The organism is Pedobacter frigoris (genome assembly GCF_005116445.1).
GTDB classification, from domain to species: Bacteria; Bacteroidota; Bacteroidia; order Sphingobacteriales; family Sphingobacteriaceae; genus Pedobacter; species Pedobacter frigoris.
Map to the genome: position 1 here is coordinate 1,394,525 of NZ_SWBQ01000001.1, position 23,016 is coordinate 1,417,540.

The following is a 23,016-nucleotide window of genomic DNA, read 5'->3' on the forward strand; positions in this document are numbered from 1 at the left end:
TTTTTGTGTGCCCGAAGAGAGACTCGAACTCTCAAGGATCTTACTCCAACGGCTTCTGAGACCGCAACGTTTACCAATTTCGCCATCCGGGCAATGGATTTTTATTCGGAATGCAAACATAAAAAATTTTAATGAGCTATGTTCTATTAATTGTTAATTTTGAGTTGAAAAGATAAAATCATGAATAGAAGGATTTACATTGCTCTCTTTGCTGTACTACTCTCTTTTGGCTCTTTACAAGCACAGATTCTTAGAGTTGCCACTTACAACATTCGTCTGGATGCCGGCAGCGATGTGAAACAGGGTGACGGATGGAAACAGCGATACCTACCCCTCACTCAATTGATTAAATTTCATGATTTTGACATTTTCGGTTCACAGGAAGTACTTCACAACCAGCTTGAGGACATGCTTACACAATTGCCTGAGTACACTTATACGGGTATTGGAAGAGAAGATGGGGCACAAAAGGGCGAGTACTCACCTATATTCTATAAAAAGGATAAATTCACTTTGCTAAAAACCGGCACTTTCTGGCTTTCTGAAAACACTACAGAACCCAATAAGGGCTGGGACGCCGTATTGCCAAGAATTTGTACATGGGGCTTGTTCCAGGAGAAGAAATCAAAAAAGAAATTCATGTTTTTCAATACCCATTTCGATCATATTGGTATTAAAGCGCGACAAGAAAGCGCAAAACTCATCATGAGTAAAATCAATGAAATAGGTGGCACTAAGGTTCCGGCTATCCTGGCAGGAGATTTTAACGTAGATCAAAATAGCGATAGCTATGCCGTAATTAACAATTCAGGATTACTAAAAGATGCCTTTCAATTGGCAAAATCACCATACATTATGAATGGTACGTTCAACAACTTTAAAGCGAATTCAATCACCAACAGCCGAATCGACCATATCTTCCTAACGAAACAATTCAAAGTAAACAGGTATGGGGTGCTGACAGACACTTACCGTGTACTTGATAATAGTCAGGAGGCATTTAATCCGGCTACTGCTCCGGGAGAAATAAAACTGCAAAATTCACCTGCAAGAACGCCTTCTGATCATTACCCGGTATTCATTATCGTAGAGTTCCAATAAAGAGCCTTTTCTTATTCTATTTTAATCGTGACCGCAGCGGCAAAAATCCTCCTGGGATCTCCAAATAAAGCCATGCTCTCTACCATAGTACCTATGTTTGGGAGCAATTTTTTATTATAGACGACCTTATCGTTGTAAAAAACCTGAACAGGCTTCTCAAAGTTAATTCTATCGACATAGACCTTAACGCTTCCTTTTACCTCAGATTTTACATTGGATGAATGTACCTGATAAACATTACCCTGTTTGACTACATGAAACCTGCGTTCTCCACTTTGTGATAGACCATCCAAACGCAAATAACCAAAACCCTTACGATAAGCACATGGGACATTAGGTTCGCCCCCATAAATACTATCACACTGAGCATAGTAAACCATACTCAAAGTATCCGGATAGGCTTTTCTTGTAAACTGTTTTAACCACGGCGCGGTTCTAAAATAATCAATGCCATGTCCACGACCTTTTTGTATTTCTACAGTATGAATAAATTGTCCGGGATTTTTTGATGCAGCACTATCCAGACGCATTTTCCAGTCCTTTGCATTAGTTGCCCTGCCATAAGCATTGTCATTCTCTCCTACTTCAATTCGAAAGGCTGTATTTCTTAAATTTTCTACGGGTTCCTGGTTTACCCATACCGGGCCAGCCATAGGCCCTGCTGCTGCGAAATAATCAGCAAGAAAAATACCCATTCTAAAGCTGCCATAGCCTCCTTCAGAAATACCCATTATGTAGGCCTTATCTGGATTTACATCACCTGACAAAACACTGAGTTGCCAGACTCTAATCCATGCGGCTATCGGCGCCCTATGATACCACCTTCCTCTCCTGTCATCAGGCATTCTTGGTACGAAGTATAAACTGGGGCCATCTGCATATCTTGCACCCAACGTCTTTGCTGCTTTCCATTCAGAATTATTCATTGCTGATGTCCATGGACCGGGTTCTTTTGGATAACATCCGCCGCCATGCAGATTGATAAATAGCGGATAGCCATCTGCAGGCCGATTTCCCTTTTTTAAGATGGCAAACAACATTTTCTTCTGATCGGGAAGATTCCACACCAGAGAATCTTGTTTAGTATCTTCCGCTACTGTTTTCCAGGTATCCAGTCGTTGCTGATTGGCCTGCTTCCATAGCGTCCAGATTGTTTCCCTAAATTTGGGAATATCATTTTCTGCTATTGATTTTTTATAATATTCTTGCTGAGGATTCGGTAGTTTATCCTGTTCCAGTGTGGAAGAAAGATATTTCACAAGCTCTTCCGGATCAGTGATATACGAAGTATTTTTTGAAGTGTTACAAGATATAGAAATGACCAGTGGCAGGAGCAGAAATAACCTTGACTTCATCATAAGAGATTAAGGCTTAATTCCAGTTTTTAGTCCTTCGATACCCGTGACTACTTCTTCCTGATCTTTCTTACCTTTTTTCTTTTTCTTCTTATTATCACCATTCAGTCGTTCTTCCTGTAGCTTCTCAAATTCAGGAAGTTGCTCTCCTTTTAAAATGGTCTTAATATTATCGTTGGTTTGGTTTTGTAACCGGTAAAATTTAGTTACATCATCTTCCTTTGAAGTCCCCGCCTGCTGTTTTTTTACCAGGTCCATCTGGAATTTGTACAACTCGTATTTGTAATTGTAGACCACACTTTTCTGTGTGGAACTTAGTTTCAAACGCTCTGCCATCTCATCTACATCCTTTACAGTAAGCTCTTGCGCAGTAGGCATTTTTTGCTGAGCATTCGTAATGGCACTGACCCCAAATAATAAAAATGCGATTAAAATATATGTCTTTTTCATGATTGAATATACTAATAGCGCAATTTAGATATTATCCATCTATCACACAACTATTAAGTGATCTGAATAAAAGCCGTGTAAAAACCCGCAAAAAATATTATATTGATGAGATTGAGAACTTACTATTTATTTATATGCAGAAAATATCACTTCCCCTTTGGACTATTGCCGCTCCCATTCTTGCCTGGATTGCTTATTTTGGACTCTCTCTTAATTTTGGAGATTATTACAAATTTATACTGGGTGCAGGTCTGATAGGAAGTGTATTAGCAGCTGTACATCATGCTGAAACAGTGGCACACCGTGTAGGGGAACCCTTTGGTACGCTTATTCTTGCATTGGCCATCACTATTATAGAAGTCGCATTAATTGTTTCTATTATGCTATCCGGAGGTCCGGAAACTGCAGTGCTTGCCCGAGATACAGTATTTGCCGCTGTGATGATCATTTTGACCGGAATCACCGGCATATGCCTCTTTGTTGGCGGCATAAAATTCAGAGAACAAACTTTTCGACTTAAAGGTGTAAGCGCCGCACTCATTACCCTGACTGCAATCCTTATACTTACATTGGTACTTCCAAACTATACAACAAGTGAAGCCGGTCCTTCTTACAGCAATGTTCAGCTTGGTTTTGTAGCTGTTATTTCACTAGTGCTTTATGGAACATTTGTGTTGGTACAGACCTTCAGACACAGAGATTATTTCCTTCCCAAAGAAACTGATGGCAATGAAGAAGTCCATGCAAATCCACCAAGCAAACAAACGGCCATCGTAAGTATGGTTATACTTTTGCTCTGCTTAGCTATCGTTGTAATTCTGGCAAAATCACTGGCCGAAGATATTGAAATTGCGGTACTCAATGCCGGAGCTCCGGAATCTCTGGTAGGCGTAATCATTGCCGCAGTAGTACTACTTCCAGAAGGTATGGCTGCCTATCGGGCAGCGCGTAAAAACCGCTTACAGACCAGTCTTAATCTTGCTTTAGGTTCTGCGCTGGCGAGCATCGGACTAACCATTCCTGCTGTAGCCGCAGTATCTATGATCACAGGCCTTACCATTACATTGGGAATCGACACCAAGTCAACGGTACTTCTCCTGCTGTCATTATTTACAGTAACCCTATCACTGGCTAACGGCAAAACCAATATCCTGCAGGGAATTGTATTGCTCGTCATATTTGCTGTATATCTGTTCACGATTATCGCTCCCTAGCGACTATTAAAGTACGAGGTCGCAAACTGATTCTCTGCGACCTTGTGCTTTAATGATGATAACTTACTTTAACAACTCGTCAATCGCTTTTACAGCTGCTGATTCTGATGGCATTGGCGCATTCATATCCACGATTTTGAAGTCTTTATCTATTAACAAAGTTCTTGGAATACCAACGATGTTGTAGGCATCTAACTTTGATCTGTTGATCAGCCATTGGTAGCCATCTGCACTACGGGCGCTGACACTCTTCTTCCAAAGTTCTTCCCCGTCATCAATAGAAAGGGAAACAAAAGCAACATTTGGATTGTCCTTATATTTCTCCTTCAGTTTCTCATAATGCGGCATCTCCTGCATGCAGGGTCCACACCAGGTTGCCCATAAATCAACATAAAGCACCTTACCCTTTAAACTGCTTAGATTTACTTTTTTACCATCCATATCAAGGGCTGTAAAATCTACCGCCTGATCTCCCTCACCAAAAGCCATCAGTTGTTTCAGCATTTTCGAAACTGCCGTTTTATAGGCTGGGGTGCTGATAGTTGCTATTTTCGGATTAAATAAGTTAAGCTGTTGCTTGTTGCTTATTTTCTGCATCTCCCTTACTAATGTGCTGCTGGTATACCAATCTTTAATAGCTTGTATATCGGCTGGTTTGCCCCCCTCCTCAATTACCTGTTCGGCAACATCACGATAAACCACCAATTTCATTAAAGAAGGATCTGTAAAGTTCTTATTGAGCGCTTTAACTTTTGGCAAAATTACCTTTTTATAGTCTTCAGATGAGAGCGGCGTTCCATCAGCCTTCAACTGCTTCTTCATACGTCCATAAGACTCACTGCTGTACATACTGTTGATCAGATCTGCTTTAATGCGCCCAGCCTCCAGTCTTTTGAATTCAGGACTTACTCCTGTCACCAAAGCCAGTTCTTTAGATCTTGCTGCCGCCATTGCCTCAACTGCATTCAGTGTTTCCTCTGGAGTTTCCTTAATTTGCTTCCCGGCTTCGATAAAAGACCCACCTTTTGGGAAAGGAGTATCTTTCATATAAACATTTGCCTCAGCACCAACGCCTTTAAAGGTAGCTACCTTGGGATTGCCCTTATCGATGAATACTTCCAGATTATCACCCGGAGTTAAGTAGAGAGCGTTTCGTCCCAGACGATAATAGTTAGGTCCTCCGGCTTTAAACTTCATGGTAAAGTTGCCATTTGCATCCGGTACGAACACCCGCTCAGCCGAAGGCGGCAGCAGATATTGAAATTCGGACATGTCTTCAACCTCAACCTGGTTACTAAAGCCTTTCAACTGACCTTTAAGCGTAATAAATCCGGTCCCTTTTTGAGCATATACTTGTGTGAATGCAAAGAAGCACAGACACAATAGAGTTAATCTTTTAATTAAGTTCATATTTATGAAGTTCTATTAGACATTAACATATTGATCATCAATTCCAACTCATCTTCGTTATCGCCGTCTGTTCTGAAGTTAGAAAAAATAAGACGCCCTTCCTGATCAATTAAAAAGTTCATAGGTGCAGCATTTCGATTGTCCAGGTTACCTTTCTCCCTGCCTTTCACATCTTCCAAAGGGGTAAAACTGTATCCGCTGGTCTTCATAAAAGGAATCACATAATCGTTTTGTTCCGATACAATATTGATCCCCAGATATTCCAGGTTCTTTCCTTTAAATTTCTTCACTACATTTTCAAAATGAGGGAATTCACCGCGGCATGGACCACAACCCGGGAACCAATAAGTCAGCAGTACTACTTTACCTTTGTAATCAGACAGCGAAGCACTCTCCCGCTTAAAGTATTGCTTTAGTGTAAAGGGTGTAGCTATTTTAGCTACAGCATTCAATCTCTTCCATATATCTGCATCAACCTGACTGTCTCCTTTACCTAACTTAGTACCATAACTCGCGATCACTGATTTAACTTTAACAGAAGGCGCCTTACCAAATGCAACAATCAAACTATCATAAGCAGCACTGGTGTTTCCTGCAATATCATCTGCCTTAGCTTTCAACAAAACAACTTCCTTATTGAAACCAAAGTATCTCGGTAATTTGATTTTATTTAACAATGCTTTTGCCTCTGTGGCCTTCTTGGCGGCAATGAGCTTTTTAGCAGCGGCAACATTTTGTGCCTGCAATCCTAAATTAGACCATTCTTTTTGCTTATCTGCGTCTTTAGCCATTTCTTTGGCTAACGCTAATGCCTTAGCAGGGTTTTCCGAAAGCAATATATCATAATAGGAAGACATTCCACTGGAAGACCAATTAAATTTTAGTGGCGAGTAACTTTTACGGAGCAGTTCAAAATATTTCATTTTATCTGCTACTTTTTTAGACCGCGCACCCAACCAATACAAAGCCTGTGCACCTCTTTCATGTGCGGGAAACTTCTTCGCAACCGCGAGACTAAGCTCCCTGTATTTGCTTTCATCTGCACCACTAAATGAAGAAGCGTAGTAGAAATTATAATTTGGATTTGAAGGATCAGAGGCTACTGCCTTAGCAAGATAATCTCTCCCTCCTGCAAAATCTCCCCAGCGTTCTGCATCAATCCATAGCCCGCCCCAAGCTTCTGTAAACTTAGGATCAAGTGTCACTGTTTTTAATAAATATGGCTTAGCCTTCGGACTTTCCTGATCTTCATACGCCTTTCCAAGCGAATAAGGAAACATCGCAGATTTTGGAAATTTCACCATCCATACTTCATATTGCTTTTCCAGCTCGGGATTATCAGTCCCCATGGCTTTGATAAAAGCGGTATGTACTTTTGGGCTATCCGGACTAGCCTCTACCGCCGCACTTAATTTAGCCAATTCGGCTTTATCTGTAATAATTTCATTTTTATTTGGTCTCTGACCAAATGCTGCAGGCATCGCAGCAGTTAAAAAAATGGCAATTAAAGCCATTTTACCTAATTTCATACGTTTCAAAATCATAATTACTATAGTATTTAATAACGTCTTGATTTTCAATTAATTTCTACCTTATATTTGTCATCGATCACCGGCGGAAAACAGATCTGTGAATCACAACACTGATAACTTACTGAACAAACTGCTTCTCCTTTTCCATTGCCGCTAACCTCCTGCACAAACATAATCTCGTTCTCATAGACGGTAGTACCCTTGTCATTGAAATAATTAAAACTTGGCATACGTAACCCGCCAACTTTTTTATAGCCGGCGGGCAAATCTATTTTAACCTCAGTAACAATGTAAGGATCTTCTTTAGCTACATTCGCATACATATGGTAACCAGGATGTACCTTAAACTTAATCACAATCTCTTTTTTGTGATTACCTAAGTCTACCAGCCCTGTTGCTACGGCAACCGCATTTTCATGACTGGTCTTTCCGGTTTGGATTTTATTGTACGATACCTTTTGTATGCCGGGCTTTTTATATTCATTTCCGGGAATAGTTTTATCATACGTGTCAATCAAAAAATAATAGCCACCGGTTTCCGTAAAGAACATCTTAGATTCATGTTTATCAAACCAAGCGCGCCATTGACCTGGAGTATCAAAATTTACCATGGTATACCGGTTTAAAATCCTTTTACCTTTGGCTACATCATTTCCGCTTTCGAGCATACCTATGGCCTTATCCAGTATTTTTTTGTCATAATACGGAATACCCAAACTCTTTACATCTTCGTCAATGTTGAGCTTATACATCTCATCTTCCGAATAGAAGTAGTCCTTATTTTCATCAAAATATCTGGCGTATGCGGCTTCATCTGTACCAAATTTATCGAAGAGGTCACCGTACCTTCCCTTTAGAAAGCTCTCATAAGACTGTGGAGGACTAGCCTTATAATTTAAAGCCATTTGCGCAGCCTGATCCAAGTTTTCCCCATTTGCTTTCTTCACTTCCGCTTTTGCTTTCTCGGCAAGCATCTGCTTTGCAAATTTTTCTTCTGAAGCTAGTCTCGCATTATATGCCGTTTTGGTGGCAAGGTATTTTCTTTCTTTAAGGTACTCCCTGGTCGCCCGGCGGTCTAAATATTTACGGGCGATGACTCCCTTTCCATTGAATTTAGAAATATAGGCAATCGAATTAGCCAATACCGTTTTAGCTTCCTCTGTCATGAATTCAGGAGAGGCCGCAAAACCCCAGTGAAAGAAATTTCCATGACGCCCCAGTGCGACAGCATCCAGCGTTTTCTGACAAACGCCACTGGAGATAAACTCCGCATCTGGCGAATCTTCAAATCCCCATGGACGGGCAACCATGCCTATCCTAAAGTTTTTATCAGTTATATACCCCTTGGTCTGTACTTTCCACATGGGAAGCGTCTCCGGCGTTTTCTTTCCTAAAAAGTACTCATAGTGAAACGCATCCTCAGGAGTGGATTTTGTAATCATGGTCATCTTAACAGGAAAGGGACCTTTAAAAATCTGATGATCTTTACGCATGTTATGCGCATCGGCATCAAGACAAAGGCAATACCAATCCAGCTTAAGTCCAATACTCCTACCCATCTTCTCACCCAGTTCACCAATAAAAAGCATCGGTTTGTTAAAGTCTTCAGTAAGATAACCTGCAGGAATTATTTTCGTTAACTTACCAGAAGCATCAGTTATATTCTGCCTTTGACTGATTGGCTTGGGTGTACCATCCATAACAGTAACATCGTACTGGTCTGACAGAGATTGTGTATAAGCAGATGCGTCAATAACCTTAACTTCAGCAAAATAGCGTTTCAGCATCGTTTCAAATGAAGCCATGCGTTGAGTTACATCCTTCTTCATTTCATCAGGCTTGCCCGTAAAGTGCACAGATTCCCAATTTGCAGAGCCACCTACATACAATACCCTGAACTTCTTCAAAGGAGCTTGCTTTTGAGCATATACCTGAATGCTCAAAGCGAAAACGGCGAGTATTACAATAAATCGTTTCATATTAAATTATTTTAATAAGTGTTCTGTGGGATTTGTCCATTGCTGGCACTCACATCTAAACCATTAATAGGTACCGCGTATCGCCTGCTACCTACCGACAGTGTATACGTTTTTGGCGTAGTTACATCAACAGTATTTCCATTCATCTGAAAAAAGTCGCGCGTAATAGTTACATCATCTGCAGGATAGTTGTTGACACTAAATCTCTTGATATCGATCCAACGCATAGCAAACGGGAATTCTCTCCGTCTTTCGGCCAACACATTGGCGATAGCCTGATCCGTATTTGCGGCAGTTAAATCCGTCGGCGTAGTAAATCGTTTTGCCCTTAATTCGTTAACGGCGATCATTGCTTCTGCAGGTTTATTGGTACGGGCCAGCGCTTCCGCCTTGTTCAGTAACATTTCAGCACGCGAAAGTCCGGAAACGATACGTCGGCCATCATCAAACTGTACATACCTGAAAGCTTGAGGTGTTACAATACTAAATCTTCTACCCCCATTTTCAATCACAAACCACTTGTACCGCAAATCATTTTGACCCTCGTATAGAGCTCTTAACGAAGCACTTGGCATGTAAAATTGATTCGCCGTGTATGCAAACCTCGGATAATACAACTCTGGCCAGGGAATATATTGAACAGCTGTCCAATTGTAGGTTTCTGGGACCTCTAAAGATGCCGTAGGATTTGTATAAGCTATTGGCGGCGCAGCAACAATAGTCTTATAGTCCTTTAGAACCACACTGGTTGAGGCCAGCGCTTTGTTTGCATAATCCAGTGCATTAGGATAGTCGCCAATACACAGGTAATAGCGGCTCAACATGGCATCCACCGTTCTTTTGGTTACGCGCCATCTCTTTGTAGGATCAACGTCAACAGTACTGATGTTCATAGCTTCGTTCAATTCAGACAGAATAAACTGGTAGGTCTCGTCCAGGGTAGCACGCTTTAACGATTCCTCCATGTTAGATGTCTTTTTCAATGTCAAACCTGGACTGGCCAAATTTGCCGGGCTGTATGGAAGGCAGTAATAGTTAGCCAACACCCAATAGGAATACGCACGATAAAAGTGGGCATCTGCTTTTAAGGCTGCCTTCTCGGCCGCTGTTCCTATTGCTTCATCAAGATTGTCAAGTACGGTATTCGCAACAAATATTTTCCGATATTCTCCCGTCCATAATGGATCGCCCGAAAGTCCAATAATTTGATCGATATCAAACGTGTAATACAAGAGCCTGTCGCCACCTAATCGCGAGACATTAGCAACAAATACATCGGCCGGTATTTCTGTGTCATCTGTTGAAAATGCCACAGTAGAATTGTTCTCTTCATAGAACCCATTACCGGCTGCTGCATTAGGATTATCCATCAGCGCGCGCATTTGATCTACAGTTTGTATAGTAGTTTGTCTTGCCGGCTCCTTTTCAAGGAATTTAGTGCAGCCAACACCCGTCAGCAGTAACATAATGCCTAGTGTTGTGATATATGATGATTTCATAGCTTAAAATTTAAAATTGAAGATTTAAACCTAACGTATAGTTCCTAACTGGCCGATAAGTTCCCGGCAACCATTCAGGATGATAATTTTCACTGTTGTTGGTGTAAAGCAGCCCTAAATTTCTGGCCTGTGCAAATAACCTGATGTTGCTAAGACTTACTTTATTGGCTATTGATTTCGGAAGCGAGTATTCTAAATTGATCTCTTTAAGTTCGATGAAGGAAGAACTTTCTACCAGACCATCTAAGTTAGGCGTATACCTGTCCCACAAATAAAAATTCAGTTCATCTAACTTAGGAAACTGCGGAATACTTGGATCACCTGCAAACACATCTGTCACGAAGCGATCTACGGTAGTCTTACTGCTACCTACAACAGTAGAATAGCTAAAGATAGGCCTGCGGAACTTGCCGCCCATTGTTCCTGTAACCACTGTCATAAGGTTAAAATTCTTATACCTGAAATTGTTGATCCAGCCTAACGTGTGTGGAGGAATACTGGTGCCTTCGTATTGTAAAAATGTCCGGCCTAAACCGGTGTTATGCAGTGCAACAGAATTCATGCTAGACGCGGTTTGATTCGGTCCTTCCACATGTGGTACTCCATCAATCATTCCAAGATATTTATAAGAGTACACAGAGCCTACAGGCCGTCCTTCAACATATTGTCCGGCAAGCATATCAAAAGCTAGCAATGCTGGAAAGAACAGTTTTGTGATCTTGTTTTGGTTATAAGAATAGGTAATGTTTGTATTGTATGTAAAATCAGGATTGATATTTACCAAAGTTCCCAGTTCAATTTCAATACCTCTGTTAGAGATACCGGCGTTATTCACGCGCGCACTTGTTGCTCCAGTAACTGCCGGCAATGAAATATTTCCTACAATATCCCTTCCGTCCTTGTTATAAACCTCCACCTTGCCGGATAATCTTCTGTTAAACATTGAAAAATCTACGGCCAGATTGGTAGAATAAGTACGTTCCCAACGTAAAAATGCATTACCCGGGGTACCTAGCGTACCAGTTATTGTATTTGTTATGGTGCTTGGTGAGGTACTTATGCTAATCAGTGTTTTGGTAGAAACAGTTTGATTAGCATATCCGGTGCTTCCGTATGTGAAGCGAACATTTAAACGGTCCAGCCAGGTTAGCGGCTTCATAAACTCTTCACTACCAATATTCCACATCGCACCAATGTGCCATAAAGGTGTCCATCTCAACTTTGGATCATCAGTAACGAAGTTTGATGCATCACTCCTTGCGCTGCCTGACAACGTATATTTACCGTCAAAACTGTAAGAAAAATTTCCGTAGAAACCTGCGAGACGATTAGATCCCCAGGAGAGGACGGTATTACCACCAGCAATGGTTGCCGCCGCTGTGGTTGAGGTAAAAGTTCGCAATTGGTCCACCGCACTACCATACCCATATGGTGGCGTAGTCACCTGGTTTTTTTCAGGAAAATATCCATAAGCTGTAGGATTGGTTATTCCGGTAGTGAGCTCGTCTACAACCTCTGTACCTGCTACTGCAGTAATCTGATGCCGCCCGGCTATTACTTTATCATAGTTGAATTGAGCTCGTAAACTTAAGCCTTCGTATTCTCCCTGACTTGAGCGCAAGATGCCGCCTTTAGGGATGAATGTCCTGCCAACTACCTTGGTTGCATCGTTATACTCCACATAAGTATTTACCTGATTTCTTACCTCAAATGTCTCTTCGTTATAACCTGAACTTGAGGTTGTCTTACGCCTTTCGTATTGAACTTTACCGTCAAAGCTCAACCCGCTTAGAATTCTTACATTGATTCCACCCTGAAAACGTGCACTGATGTTGTCGTTTATTAATTCCCTGCCACGAACTTCTCTTAACAAGTTATAACTCCAATCCTGATAAGGAAAACTACCTAAAGGCAGCTTACTCATCTCCAGGCGATTATAATTTCGCAGATTTACGCCATAACTTCCGTCGTCGTTCAATAACAATTCATAAGGTGACAATCCTTCTAATTCGCCAACACTGGAACCGCTCGCATCATTTTTTCTGTAAGAAACGTTTACTCCAAAGTTCAAACTCATGAAGCGTGTGGCATTAAAGCTGTTATTGACATTTAAGACAAACCTGTCGTAACCTCTATATTTAAAACCTTCCTGGTTATTTTCGTACAACAAAGACGCCGCTGTTTGCAGTTTATCACCACCGCCTAAGAAATTGATATTGGCCTGGTTTACCAATGCACGCTGCATCAGATGTTCTTTCAACTGCGATCGATTGTCAATTGCACTCAGCCGGGCCAGTTCTGCATTCATTTGTGCTTCTGTGATACTTCCGTTTTTAAACGCAAACATCTGTTCCTGAGCTAAAGTAAGCGATTTACCAATCTCCATGAATCCTCCAGCATATTGTGAAAGGAACAAATTTCTGTCAAAAGCAAGCTTTTCATATTTAATATGATCTGCAGAGTTGGCCTGCCTCATCACCTGATCAAGATTTATCATATCTGAGACTCGCGTAAATGCCTGGACATCTACTTGAGATTTGCCCCCTTTAGCCTTTTTGGTTTGGATAACGATTACGCCATTTGCACCCCTCGATCCCCAAATAGACAATGCAGCAGCATCTTTTAATACAGTAATTGATTCCACATCATTCTGATTGATGTTATTGAAATCAAAACCAGCGATGGCAAAGCCATCGACCACTACCAGGGGCTGTGTTACATTAAGCGGTTGGGCTGCATTGGTACTCATCGTCCCAGCACCTCTTAATAAAAAAGAAACACTACCATCCTGATTCTCCCTGGCCTGCAAACCCGCAACTGTACCCTGAAGCGCTGTAGAAATATTAGAAACCGGCCTCTTGGATAAGATCTCCTGTCCAACGACATCGTATGATCCAGTTGCACGTTCTTTGGAAAGCGTTTGGTAACCAGTACTTACTACGCTCACAGACTCTAACAATGCAGGATTTAATTCCAGAACAACAGTTATATTTTCTGAATCCTCGACTGTAACTTCTTTGGTTTTATATCCAACAAATGAAACAACTAGTACTTGTCCTTTATTGACGTTGTTCAGTTGAAATTCTCCCTTAGCATCCGTAATTATCCCCCTACCACCACCTTTTACCTGGACGGTTGCGCCTGAGAGCAAAATACCATTCGCATCAGTTACTTTTCCTTTTATATTTATAAGGTTTAAAAATTCAGTGACACTTTCAAAGGTGGGTGTCCCCCTTTTCCTTACTACTATGGTGTTCTGATCTATAAAGTAAGTCAATGGCTGCGTTGAGAAGACCTCGTCAAGTACCTTTTTCAGGTCCTGATTGTTCACATTGATATCTATACGTTTTGCTCTCCGTAGTTCAGCTGTTTCATATAAGAAGTCATATCCACTCTGGATTTTAATTTCTTTAAAAAGCTGTTGTAATGTGATGTTCTTTTCGGACAAACTGATTTTTTGAGCAAAACCAGACGCGCTTACCTGCAACAGTGTTAGCATCAATATTATACAGGTTAGGTTTATTCGCATGATCGTTTTTTTGGAAAGCATCAGCCGTTTGCAATAAGCAAATCGCTCACGCTTCAATTGAATGTAAAATTTCATACATTTGAATGTTTGTGGTTAGTTGATTCGGTTGTGTGACTACAATTTTTGATGATAACCATAGACGTGCCGGGAGTGGGTCCAATCACTTCCGGTTGTTTATTTTTATCATATGCGATTTTGGTGTAAAGTTTATGGCATAACGATAATTCTCCTTCCTTCAATTTTAAAGTGAATATTTCCTGTTAATTCGAATTTCCTAAGTACTTCAGATATATTTTTAAACCTGGATACTACACCATCAAACTGTTTGTTTTTATCCCCTCCTTCATAAACGACCTCCACATCATACCAACGGGAAATTTTTCGCATAATGCTTGATAGTTCCTCACTTTTAAAAATAAAATACCCGTTTTTCCATGCTACAGCTTCTTCTGTATCAACTTCCGAAACTGTAAATTTACTTCCTTTCAGCATCGCAAGATTTCCTGGCTTCAAAACAATCTCGTTGTTCAGTGACTTCTGATGATTTATTGCGGTAACCTTAACCGCCCCTTCCAGCAATGTCGTTTTACTATCTGTTTCATCGTCATAACTACTGATATTAAAATGGGTTCCCAGAACCTCTACTTCCTGTTTACCGGTTATTACTACAATAAAAGGCTTCCGCTTATTCCCTTCCTCGGTTACCTTCGCTACTTCGAAATATCCTTCCCCTTTTAATTCCACCCTTCTTACGGATGTATTTTCAAATGATTGAGGAAATTTCAACGAAGAAGCAGCATTCAACCATACCTTAGTACCGTCAGAAAGTACAATTCTGTAAGTTCCCCCTTTAGGAGTAGTTGCACTGACAATCTGATTATTTCTTCCGATGATAGACGATGTATTTAACATGCTGCCGTCATCGTAAGTCGCACTTGCACCATTAAATACTATCCCTGTTTTCGTATCACTGAGCTTGATAGTTTTTCCATTAGCTAATCGTAAAACAGCCTGATGCTTTCCTGGTTCTACGTCATTTGAATAAGCAATTTCAGCCGGCGTACTGTCCTTTTGTTCTTTATTGAAAAAATACTGCCCTAAACTCAGCCCCACAAAAACCAGTAAAGACGCAGCAATTCCTGCAGTCCATAATTTTCTGGAATTTCGTTGCTGACTTGATTTGATATGTTTAAATACGTCAGACCTGATCTGAGTTTCAGCATTCCTGATCTCATCAAGAGAAATGTTAGCTGGTTTATCCAATTGCTGCAAATACCAGGAATCTAACAATGCCTGCTCTTCCTCAGTGCATTGTCCTACCCTGTATTTTTCCAGTAAATGTTTGATCTCTGTCTGGCTCATTATTCAAAATATAATTGAAGTATAATAGCAAGACGGTAAGCAAAGGCTTAGGGCCCAGAAGAAAAATAAAATTTATATAAAAGGCAGTAAATAGGAAATCATTCCAAGTTTGGTTCTCAAAATTTTCAATGCATTATTGACCTGGTTCTTCACCGTTTTCTCGGAAACCTCCAGCTGCCGGGCAATCTCCTTATGGCTTAGGTGATGTTTACGGCTCAGTTCAAAAATCTCCCGCATTTTATCTGGCAGAAACGATATTTCCCTTTCTATAATAATCTGTAACTGCCTGGTACGCAACAAATCATCTGTACCCTCCTCCTCCATAGATTTAAATTGCTTCATCGATTCCATATACCTGAATTCAACCTTTTTATGGGACAGTTTATCAAAAATCCGATTGCGAATAATGGTATAAAGAAATCCAGCAAAATTACTTCTCACAAAAATCTTTGTGCGGTTTTCCCAGAGGGAGATAAATATCTCTTGTACTACGTCTCTCGCTTCCTCTCTATCTTCAATTAGCTTGCAGGCATTGATGTAAAGTAGTCGATTGTACCTGTCAAATAATTCCGCAAAGGCTTCCTGATCACCCGCTTTTAAAAGCGTTAGTAATTCCGGATCGGTATTTTTGGAATATGCTGACATGTAATTATTATCGTTGATAAAGTTAACAAATTGTAGTGTTATTTATTCAGCATTAAGCACATAAAATCATCAGGGCTACATCAAAAAATGTCAACGTATAACAGCAAAGCTTTTAAAAAGGCCTAAAGTTCGGGCGGCTGGTAAGTGGTGAAAATGACCAGGGAATAGAAGAAAATATAATCAACAGCGCTACAGTGAACCAAATGGCCATTGTTTTATACTTTAGCCTATCATCAGTCATTTTATTTATTTTGCCTGAGCCTACACTGATCACACCTACTGCAATGACCATCATGGTAATGTGCTCCATTCCAAAGAACCTGATTTCCCTCATGTGGATCCCTGTCTTGAAATTATTCAGAAAGTAGCTCACCAAAGGGCTCAAAAAATATAAGCCTAGTCCTATACAAAATTGAATTTGTAGCACGTTGACAGTCATGATCCTCAGAAAGTTAGCAAATCTTGAAAAGCGTTGCTTTGTTAGCCAGCCGCGGTATGCACAGATAATAGATGCAACCAGGCAGATCAGCACTAGCCAGCGAAGAAGGGAATGAAGAGGTAATAGTGTCAGGTACATAAAACGAATATAATTAATTTCACCATTGTAGCATTTATCAATTATTGCTCGTTTAAACAGAAAAACACAATCTTCTATGAAAACACTCTGGTTCGCCCTCATCATTGCCCTCACAACTGGATTTGTATCCTGCAAAAAAGACAGAAATACTACAGCAGAAATTTATGGTACCTGGAAACTTACTGAAACCTGGAATGATCCCGGTGACGGCAGCGGCAAATACATTAAAGCAACAGGCAAAACAAAGTACATCACTTTTGAAAGGTCAGGAGAGCTCAGCGGAGACGCTATTGATCAGCCATTCAGGTTTAAAATCCTGGACAGTGAACGGGTGGAAATTTTTACAACAACTTATAAAATGCCCGTCACCTACAGATATAAACTGACACGAGGTACTTTAGAATTGAATCCGCCTTGTATAGAAGGTTGCGGATTAAAGTTCATAAGGAAGTAAGCTAATCCCTCATTAATGATGCTCCGCAATATTTACAAAACTCTGCATCCAGATCATGTCCTTCCCTGCTGCAGGTTGGACATGACTCTGGTAATTCCTTTTTCTGACGCGCCAGCATAGCCAGGTCATGGGTCAATATTCCCGTCGGAACGGCTATAATAGAATAACCGATTAACATCACTACAGAGGCTACAAATTTGCCCATTGGTGTAATCGGTGAAATATCTCCGTAACCAACAGTCGTAATGGTTACGATCGCCCAATAGATACTTTCCGGGATATTGGAAAACCCATTTTCCCGCTTTTCTACCAGGTACATGATCGACCCCAGGATCACAGTAAGCATCAGCACAGTTAGTAAAAATATGCTGATCTTTCTGACACTTCCCTTTAGGGCGCTGGTCAGGAAATTGATCTCCGTCAGAAAATGTCCCAGCTTAAAAATCCTGAATATACGTAGTAATCTGAGTGCACGAAACACCAACAAGGATTGGGCTCCAATAAAAAAGAAACTTAAGTAAGATGGAATGAGCGCAATCATATCTATAATCCCCAATAGACTAAAGACGTACCTGAACGGTTTTTTAATACAGATCAGCCTCAACACATACTCAATTGTAAAGAGTCCCGTAAATATCCATTCCAGATTGTAAAACAGATTACCATATTTCAGGTGCAAGCTTTGAACGCTATCCAGCATGACTACTGCGATACTTGTAAAGATAGCGATCAGCAAGGCTACATCAAATACTTTACCTGCCGGAGTATTGGATTCGTAAATTACCTCATGCAAGCGAAACTGCCAGCCTTTTGATGCGGATGTTTTCATTTACCTATAACATAAAAACCTTCAGGATGTTCTCCACAACAATAAAGAATATCCCAACTACTCAATTACTTTTCCTGGGGAACAAATAACAGTACAAAAAAAGAGGTGATCTTCAAAAACCCGGAGAAAACCTGTGAGATGTGAAATGGACTGGCATTGCTAAATGCTTCTTTTGATGTAATCAACGGAAATATACTAAGAATCGTTACCATCAATATTACCCATTTGATCCAGGACTTTCCCAGGATGGTAAAGTAGCCGAATGTCATAAATAATAATGAAACCTCAACTGTAGTCGTGATATCAAAATTAGGGTTATTATTGTATTGGATAAACCCTCCTGTCAGATCAATTAATACTGATGCGAAAATAATATATGCCGCGAGTTTAAAATTCCTGTGTACCGTATCTTCCATCTTTAAAAAATGCTAAGGTACATTTAATGCCTCATAACTCTATAGAAATCCACAGATACTACTTTAACCGTATCAATACACCCTTTCTTTTCATCACATTCTTATAATCCCACTGTATTGCCCCCGACTTTTCCAGCCACCTCCCCAGATCCTCTACATCAATTTGGTTTACCGAAGTATATGAAATAGAAGCATCTTTAAATTTACCTGTTCCTATTTTCAGCTGCTCTTCTTCAAAACTGGCACCGCTCCAAAACATCAAACGTATACCATCTTTAAGCTTGCTGTAGCCCACGATGGGATTCCCTTCTAAAAACCAAACCGGATGACGATGCCAGATCTTATTTTCCGCATCGGGCAGAGACTTATCTATTTCCCCTGCCAGTAAATTACAAATCTCTTTATCTTCTGCGGATTGCAAATCATTATAGGTCTGAATTTCAGTATTCATTTCTTTGCGGATTTTTATATACAATAATAACATTCTTTCTGCGATCTTTTACCTGATTCAAAATAGAACCTGCAAGATTCAAATCCGCGTATACAACCAATGAATGAAAGCCTTTACTTTGATGTAAATAATTTCAGACAAACAGATGCGCAGCACGATCCTATTTATTCTTTTCTATTTTCCCCTTATCTTTTGCTACGCCCAAAAGCTGGAGATGAACCTGAACAGCATCCACCCTGTCATTCAGCACGATCAGCATGGCGATTCAATCCGTAAATATTTCTCGCATACATTCTATAGCAATCACACCAAATTTTCCTTGCAGAACAACCTCATGATTTCGGCATTTTTTTCCAATAAACTGGCGGTAAATTACGAACACGTGCTGGAAAAAATACCGCAATTAAAAGCCTATTCTCACAGGAAATTAAAAGCATATGTTCGGGGACTCGATAGTTATGCAGGAGCTTTTACAGTCCCCATATTCGATTCAACAGGAATAATAGTGACGGTAAATGGGATCAACGCTCAAAATGCAAACAAGTATCAGTTTAGAGTACTTGAGAACAACAAAAAGGTCGTTTTGCCCTGGACTACGCCTAAATTATTCGCCGACGCTTACATCATGACTAAAATTGCAGACTCTACCAAAGTAGATGATGTCACCGCTTACCTCGGGCAGTTTAAAGGAGATTATGGTAAAGCACTCACCTTCGAGGTTCGGAAAATAGACAATCCCGACAGTATTGCCATTTCTTTATCTGCATACTGGGCGAAATGGCGACCAAGGGTGGTTGGCGTGTTTACATTTTCTCAGCTTCCTGAGTTTCTAAGCATTTTCAAAGAACAATGGAAAGATCCGAGGCTGAATCCAGAGCGCGTAGACTGGAGCAAAAACACGACTTTTCTGAAATTAAAAAAGGACTTCCGCTCCAATGAAAACAACTTGATCTTCTATCTGGATGACATCATCAAGTCTAAAAACATCATCGAGTACAATCTCGTGAAAGGAACGGACAGCACAGGCTGGACTGCTAATGATTTTGATTTCAACCTGGTTTGGTTAAAAAACCTTTCGCCTGGCAAATATGAATTGCTGATCCGCTACAGTGTGCAGCGGATACACGTATGCAAATACACATTCACCATTCATCCTGCCTGGTACCAAACCCTATGGGCAAAAATAGGCCTGTGTGTACTTGGTTTACTGGCTATTGGGTTCATCATACTCTTGAGACGCTCCGGACAACAAGCAGAGAAGCTGAAAGCTCAGGACACCTTAAAGCAGGTCGTCCAAACCGAACTCAAATCCATTCGCTCACAATTCAATCCGCATTTTGTGTTCAATGCGCTCAGTTCTATTCAGGGCCTGATCACCAAAAACGATTCAGAAAATGCATCCAGATATCTGATCGAATTTAGCAACCTGATGCGCGAATCACTAAAAGCAACCAACAACGAATTTGTAAGCATCTCCAGTGAAGTAAAGATCCTGGAAAACTATTTGAACCTGGAGAAGTTGCGCTTCGGATTCAATTACCAGATAGAAATAGGCATACAGATAGACACCAATGCTATAGAAATACCAAGTCTCTTTTTACAGCCCCTGGTAGAGAACGCGGTAAAACACGGCATATCTTCCCTACAGGAACATGGAATGCTCAGTGTATCATTTGATAAAATAGACAATGACATGTCCATTCAGGTCAGGGACAATGGCCAGGGATTCGATCAAAACAATAAGTCCGGCGGATTTGGATTACAGCTGACCAAAGAAAGGATCAAACTGTTAAACCAGACACTCAATGGGCAGCATATTGAATTTTCTATAAACCGCATACAAAACGAAACACAAGTTACCATCTATTTCAAAAACTGGTTAATATGATAAGAGCCGTAATCATCGACGACGAGAAAAACAACATTGAAACCTTGCTGAGCTTACTGCAAAAACACGAATTGCCTGTTGCCATCGTAGGTGCTGCAACTAATGCCGACGACGCCATAACCACCATCGTCGCCACCAATCCGGACTTACTATTCCTTGACATACAAATGCCTGGCAAGAATGGGTTTGATGTGCTCAAAGCGTTGCCACACTATCAGTTCGAGGTGATTTTTGTTACAGCCTTCGACCAGTATGGTATTCAGGCTGTGAAATTCTCCGCTATAGACTACCTCCTCAAGCCGGTCAACCCTGAAGAATTAAAAACATCAATTCTGAAAGTTGAAGCAAAGCTAAACCAACGCAAACAAAACGTTCAGCTGGAAAATCTGATGGACCTCATCAAAAATAAGGACGCCAAAAAAGACCATAAGCTAGCCCTGGCCTCCACCAAAGAAATCAGGTTTGTAAATACTGATGAGATCATCCGTTGTGAATCTTCAAATGCCTACACGCAATTCTTCCTCACAGATGGCAAAAACATCATGGTATCAAAACCTATCTTTGAATATGAAGAGATGCTGACCAGTTACGACTTTATTCGATGCCACCAGTCCCATTTGGTCAATTCCAAATTCATAAAAAGCCTGGTGAAAGAAGACAGCGGCTACCTGTTGCTGAACGATGACACCCGCATCCCTATTTCCAGGGGCAAAAAAGAAAACGTATTAAAAGCACTAAACACTATAAAAAAATAAAACCAAATCAAATGAAACGGATCTTATATTTCCTGCTACTATTCAGCTGCACACAGGTGTATGCACAAAAACTTGCTCCTCTCCGTATTGAGGATAAAAAAATGAGCACCTATCTTGCCAACCGCAAACCGGCAACATTAACTATCCAGATTAAAAATCTCCCTGACAGCATCAAAAAAGTAAATATAGGGCTTATCCTGGTTCAGATGGGAATAGGTATTCAAATTAAAAAATTTGCCGCTACAGATGCTGCAGGACTTGCAACAATAGTACTTGATCAGAATTTACCATATCAGCAAATCTGGCTAAACGTCGGCAAGTATCTATACGCCGGAATATATGTCAACTCAGGCCTGACCGTAGTCCTTGATGCAAAAAAACTACAAGCCAAAAGCGCATACATGATCGGCGACGGCGTTGAATACCTGGGCATCGACGGACAGCTGAACACCGTGATGAATAAAAACGTGATCTTTAAAAAAGAGGAAAAGGAAAACCTGGGTAAAAAACTCGATAACCTGCGCAAATCAAGGGAAAATCTCACTGTAGAATCTTTCTTATCTGATGCTGACTCAATTAAAAATGCCCTGTTAAAGATCGATGAGGAGTTCAGCACTCAATACCCTGATTTTAAATGGGCGATCAATGACGAGACATTGTCCGGATACTATTCAAACTTATGTGTGATGTATTGGGGCCGCGGCCTGATGCCTGCTAAACTCTTTGATGAGATCAGCAATCACAAACCGTATTTCAGCAGCAATGATGGTGCTTCCTTCTATAATTACCTGGAGAGATATTCCATGAACGGCGAATACAAGCAAAAAATTAAAGGAGTAGCGGGTACGCTTGCAGTGATAGACAGCCTGTATACACAAGAAAAATCAGATATCATAAAACTATTTCTTTTAGATACTTACAAAGAGCGTGCTGCTACTGCCTATCCATTAATCATCAAAAGCATGAAAACCAGCTGGTGCAAAAAGATTGCTGCAAAAGAATTGGCAAAAGCTAATATTAATCAGAAAAAGGTAGACAGCTTGTTTGCTTTATCAAAACAACTAAATAAAACAGACATTGGAAAACCGTTGGTGACACTGCCTTTTGAAGCTGATCTTTACCATGTAGATGAGCAAACAAAAGCAGAAGACTTCCTGTTGAATCTGAAGTCGAAATTTGCAAAAAAAGCCTTAATCATAGACATATGGGCTACCTGGTGCGGTCCATGTATTGCAGATATGCCTTCGAGTAAAATCTTACACGAGAAAAATAAAGATCTGCCTATAGCGTACGTATATCTTTGTACCACCGACGGTTCTAACATGGACTTGTGGAAAAAGAAACTCACAGAGATGCAGATTCCAGGTACCCACGTCTTTATCAATGAAAAAGTACTGGCTAAATTAAGAACAATGCTCAATGCAGATGGTGGATTCCCTACCTACGTATCTATTGACATCAATGGTAAAGTAGATTCTAAAAACATCAGCCATATGGGAAGTCTCAACCGGGAAAGTCTGAAAAAAATAGCAGGACTTTAAACAAAGATATAACACGCTCTTACATTACA

19 protein-coding genes and 1 tRNA gene are annotated in these 23,016 nt (G+C 40.5%); 6 read left to right on the forward strand and 14 right to left on the reverse strand.

Translation table 11 applies throughout. The annotated features are described in order from the left end of the window. Positions 1 to 8: 8 nt before the first annotated feature. Positions 9 to 92: transfer RNA gene (locus FA047_RS06015), tRNA-Leu, on the reverse strand. Between the two features lie 88 nt (positions 93 to 180). Between FA047_RS06015 and FA047_RS06020 the strand changes: the two genes are divergently transcribed. Next, positions 181 to 1,101 (forward strand): endonuclease/exonuclease/phosphatase family protein, encoded by a 921-nt coding sequence (locus FA047_RS06020; protein WP_136835045.1) that lies wholly within the window; start codon positions 181 to 183, stop codon positions 1,099 to 1,101. Positions 1,102 to 1,112: 11 nt separating this feature from the next. Here FA047_RS06020 and FA047_RS06025 read toward each other — a convergent pair whose 3' ends face one another. Together FA047_RS06025 and FA047_RS06030 are read right to left on the reverse strand one after the other, a co-directional pair. Continuing rightward, on the reverse strand, positions 1,113 to 2,459 hold the full coding sequence (locus tag FA047_RS06025; RefSeq protein ID WP_136835046.1) for a hypothetical protein: 1,347 nt from the start codon (positions 2,457 to 2,459) through the stop codon (positions 1,113 to 1,115). Between the two features lie 6 nt (positions 2,460 to 2,465). Next, the gene (locus FA047_RS06030) at positions 2,466 to 2,906 is read right to left on the reverse strand and encodes a hypothetical protein (RefSeq protein ID WP_136835047.1); all 441 of its coding nucleotides are present in this window, start codon (positions 2,904 to 2,906) and stop codon (positions 2,466 to 2,468) included. Positions 2,907 to 3,040: 134 nt separating this feature from the next. On the opposite strand from FA047_RS06030, the gene FA047_RS06035 reads away from it, so the two are divergent. Then, positions 3,041 to 4,120: a calcium:proton antiporter gene (locus tag FA047_RS06035; protein WP_136835048.1), complete on the forward strand. Its 1,080-nt coding sequence runs from the start codon at positions 3,041 to 3,043 to the stop codon at positions 4,118 to 4,120. A 63-nt stretch (positions 4,121 to 4,183) separates the two neighbouring features. Here the strand turns inward: FA047_RS06035 and FA047_RS06040 are convergent, their stop codons facing one another. From FA047_RS06040 to FA047_RS06075, 8 genes are all read right to left on the reverse strand, one after another. After that, positions 4,184 to 5,530: a TlpA family protein disulfide reductase gene (locus FA047_RS06040; RefSeq protein ID WP_136835049.1), complete on the reverse strand. Its 1,347-nt coding sequence runs from the start codon at positions 5,528 to 5,530 to the stop codon at positions 4,184 to 4,186. A gap of 2 nt (positions 5,531 to 5,532) precedes the next feature. Continuing rightward, on the reverse strand, positions 5,533 to 7,059 hold the full coding sequence (locus FA047_RS06045; protein ID WP_169304322.1) for a TlpA disulfide reductase family protein: 1,527 nt from the start codon (positions 7,057 to 7,059) through the stop codon (positions 5,533 to 5,535). Positions 7,060 to 7,106: 47 nt separating this feature from the next. Continuing rightward, positions 7,107 to 9,041, reverse strand: coding sequence for a protein-disulfide reductase DsbD domain-containing protein (locus FA047_RS06050; RefSeq protein WP_136835051.1), 1,935 nt, complete (start codon positions 9,039 to 9,041; stop codon positions 7,107 to 7,109). 11 nt (positions 9,042 to 9,052) lie between these two features. Continuing rightward, positions 9,053 to 10,540, reverse strand: coding sequence for a RagB/SusD family nutrient uptake outer membrane protein (locus tag FA047_RS06055; RefSeq protein WP_136835052.1), 1,488 nt, complete (start codon positions 10,538 to 10,540; stop codon positions 9,053 to 9,055). A 10-nt stretch (positions 10,541 to 10,550) separates the two neighbouring features. After that, a complete protein-coding gene (locus FA047_RS06060; RefSeq protein ID WP_136835053.1) occupies positions 10,551 to 14,144 on the reverse strand; it encodes a SusC/RagA family TonB-linked outer membrane protein in 3,594 nt (1,197 codons plus the stop codon). A gap of 132 nt (positions 14,145 to 14,276) precedes the next feature. Beyond that, on the reverse strand, positions 14,277 to 15,431 hold the full coding sequence (locus FA047_RS06065) for a FecR family protein (RefSeq protein WP_136835054.1): 1,155 nt from the start codon (positions 15,429 to 15,431) through the stop codon (positions 14,277 to 14,279). 72 nt (positions 15,432 to 15,503) lie between these two features. Beyond that, positions 15,504 to 16,076, reverse strand: coding sequence for an RNA polymerase sigma-70 factor (locus FA047_RS06070; RefSeq protein WP_136835055.1), 573 nt, complete (start codon positions 16,074 to 16,076; stop codon positions 15,504 to 15,506). Positions 16,077 to 16,188: 112 nt separating this feature from the next. Further along, entirely contained in the window at positions 16,189 to 16,653 is a 465-nt protein-coding gene (locus FA047_RS06075) for a hypothetical protein (protein ID WP_136835056.1), read from the reverse strand. Positions 16,654 to 16,729: 76 nt separating this feature from the next. Here FA047_RS06075 and FA047_RS06080 point away from each other — a divergent pair, with 76 nt between their 5' ends. Then, entirely contained in the window at positions 16,730 to 17,107 is a 378-nt protein-coding gene (locus FA047_RS06080; protein ID WP_136835057.1) for a hypothetical protein, read from the forward strand. A gap of 1 nt (position 17,108) precedes the next feature. Here the strand turns inward: FA047_RS06080 and FA047_RS06085 are convergent, their stop codons facing one another. The 3 genes from FA047_RS06085 to FA047_RS06095 form a co-directional block, all read right to left on the reverse strand. Beyond that, complete coding sequence (locus FA047_RS06085) at positions 17,109 to 17,936, reverse strand: ion transporter (RefSeq protein WP_136835058.1); 828 nt, start codon at positions 17,934 to 17,936, stop codon at positions 17,109 to 17,111. Positions 17,937 to 18,001: 65 nt separating this feature from the next. Next, positions 18,002 to 18,352, reverse strand: a complete 351-nt coding sequence (locus FA047_RS06090) for a hypothetical protein (protein ID WP_136835059.1) — start codon at positions 18,350 to 18,352, stop codon at positions 18,002 to 18,004. Between the two features lie 58 nt (positions 18,353 to 18,410). Further along, a complete protein-coding gene (locus tag FA047_RS06095; RefSeq protein WP_136835060.1) occupies positions 18,411 to 18,803 on the reverse strand; it encodes a DUF1801 domain-containing protein in 393 nt (130 codons plus the stop codon). Positions 18,804 to 19,017: 214 nt separating this feature from the next. On the opposite strand from FA047_RS06095, the gene FA047_RS06100 reads away from it, so the two are divergent. Genes FA047_RS06100 through FA047_RS06110 form a run of 3 tightly spaced genes read left to right on the forward strand, consistent with a single transcriptional unit; the run spans position 19,018 to position 22,987 of the window. Next, a complete protein-coding gene (locus tag FA047_RS06100) occupies positions 19,018 to 20,691 on the forward strand; it encodes a sensor histidine kinase (protein ID WP_169304323.1) in 1,674 nt (557 codons plus the stop codon). Beyond that, the gene (locus FA047_RS06105) at positions 20,688 to 21,446 is read left to right on the forward strand and encodes a LytR/AlgR family response regulator transcription factor (RefSeq protein ID WP_136835062.1); all 759 of its coding nucleotides are present in this window, start codon (positions 20,688 to 20,690) and stop codon (positions 21,444 to 21,446) included. The genes FA047_RS06100 and FA047_RS06105 overlap by 4 nt, the downstream gene beginning before the upstream one ends. An 11-nt stretch (positions 21,447 to 21,457) precedes the next feature. After that, complete coding sequence (locus FA047_RS06110; protein ID WP_136835063.1) at positions 21,458 to 22,987, forward strand: TlpA family protein disulfide reductase; 1,530 nt, start codon at positions 21,458 to 21,460, stop codon at positions 22,985 to 22,987. The last annotated feature ends 29 nt before the right edge of the window (positions 22,988 to 23,016 follow it).

Excerpts from the sequence above, each read along its gene's own strand:
- FA047_RS06055 (WP_136835052.1), bottom strand. The coding sequence starts at position 10,540 with ATGAAATCATCATATATCACAACACTAGGCATTATGTTACTGCTGACG.
- FA047_RS06050 (WP_136835051.1), bottom strand. The coding sequence starts at position 9,041 with ATGAAACGATTTATTGTAATACTCGCCGTTTTCGCTTTGAGCATTCAG.
- FA047_RS06020 (WP_136835045.1), top strand. The coding sequence starts at position 181 with ATGAATAGAAGGATTTACATTGCTCTCTTTGCTGTACTACTCTCTTTT.
- FA047_RS06110 (WP_136835063.1), top strand. The coding sequence starts at position 21,458 with ATGAAACGGATCTTATATTTCCTGCTACTATTCAGCTGCACACAGGTG.
- FA047_RS06100 (WP_169304323.1), top strand. The coding sequence starts at position 19,018 with ATGAACCTGAACAGCATCCACCCTGTCATTCAGCACGATCAGCATGGC.
- FA047_RS06045 (WP_169304322.1), bottom strand. The coding sequence starts at position 7,059 with ATGAAATTAGGTAAAATGGCTTTAATTGCCATTTTTTTAACTGCTGCG.
- FA047_RS06080 (WP_136835057.1), top strand. The coding sequence starts at position 16,730 with ATGAAAACACTCTGGTTCGCCCTCATCATTGCCCTCACAACTGGATTT.
- FA047_RS06065 (WP_136835054.1), bottom strand. The coding sequence starts at position 15,431 with ATGAGCCAGACAGAGATCAAACATTTACTGGAAAAATACAGGGTAGGA.
- FA047_RS06095 (WP_136835060.1), bottom strand. The coding sequence starts at position 18,803 with ATGAATACTGAAATTCAGACCTATAATGATTTGCAATCCGCAGAAGAT.
- FA047_RS06075 (WP_136835056.1), bottom strand. The coding sequence starts at position 16,653 with ATGTACCTGACACTATTACCTCTTCATTCCCTTCTTCGCTGGCTAGTG.
- FA047_RS06035 (WP_136835048.1), top strand. The coding sequence starts at position 3,041 with ATGCAGAAAATATCACTTCCCCTTTGGACTATTGCCGCTCCCATTCTT.
- FA047_RS06105 (WP_136835062.1), top strand. The coding sequence starts at position 20,688 with ATGATAAGAGCCGTAATCATCGACGACGAGAAAAACAACATTGAAACC.
- FA047_RS06090 (WP_136835059.1), bottom strand. The coding sequence starts at position 18,352 with ATGGAAGATACGGTACACAGGAATTTTAAACTCGCGGCATATATTATT.
- FA047_RS06070 (WP_136835055.1), bottom strand. The coding sequence starts at position 16,076 with ATGTCAGCATATTCCAAAAATACCGATCCGGAATTACTAACGCTTTTA.
- FA047_RS06060 (WP_136835053.1), bottom strand. The coding sequence starts at position 14,144 with ATGAAATTTTACATTCAATTGAAGCGTGAGCGATTTGCTTATTGCAAA.
- FA047_RS06025 (WP_136835046.1), bottom strand. The coding sequence starts at position 2,459 with ATGATGAAGTCAAGGTTATTTCTGCTCCTGCCACTGGTCATTTCTATA.
- FA047_RS06040 (WP_136835049.1), bottom strand. The coding sequence starts at position 5,530 with ATGAACTTAATTAAAAGATTAACTCTATTGTGTCTGTGCTTCTTTGCA.
- FA047_RS06030 (WP_136835047.1), bottom strand. The coding sequence starts at position 2,906 with ATGAAAAAGACATATATTTTAATCGCATTTTTATTATTTGGGGTCAGT.
- FA047_RS06085 (WP_136835058.1), bottom strand. The coding sequence starts at position 17,936 with ATGAAAACATCCGCATCAAAAGGCTGGCAGTTTCGCTTGCATGAGGTA.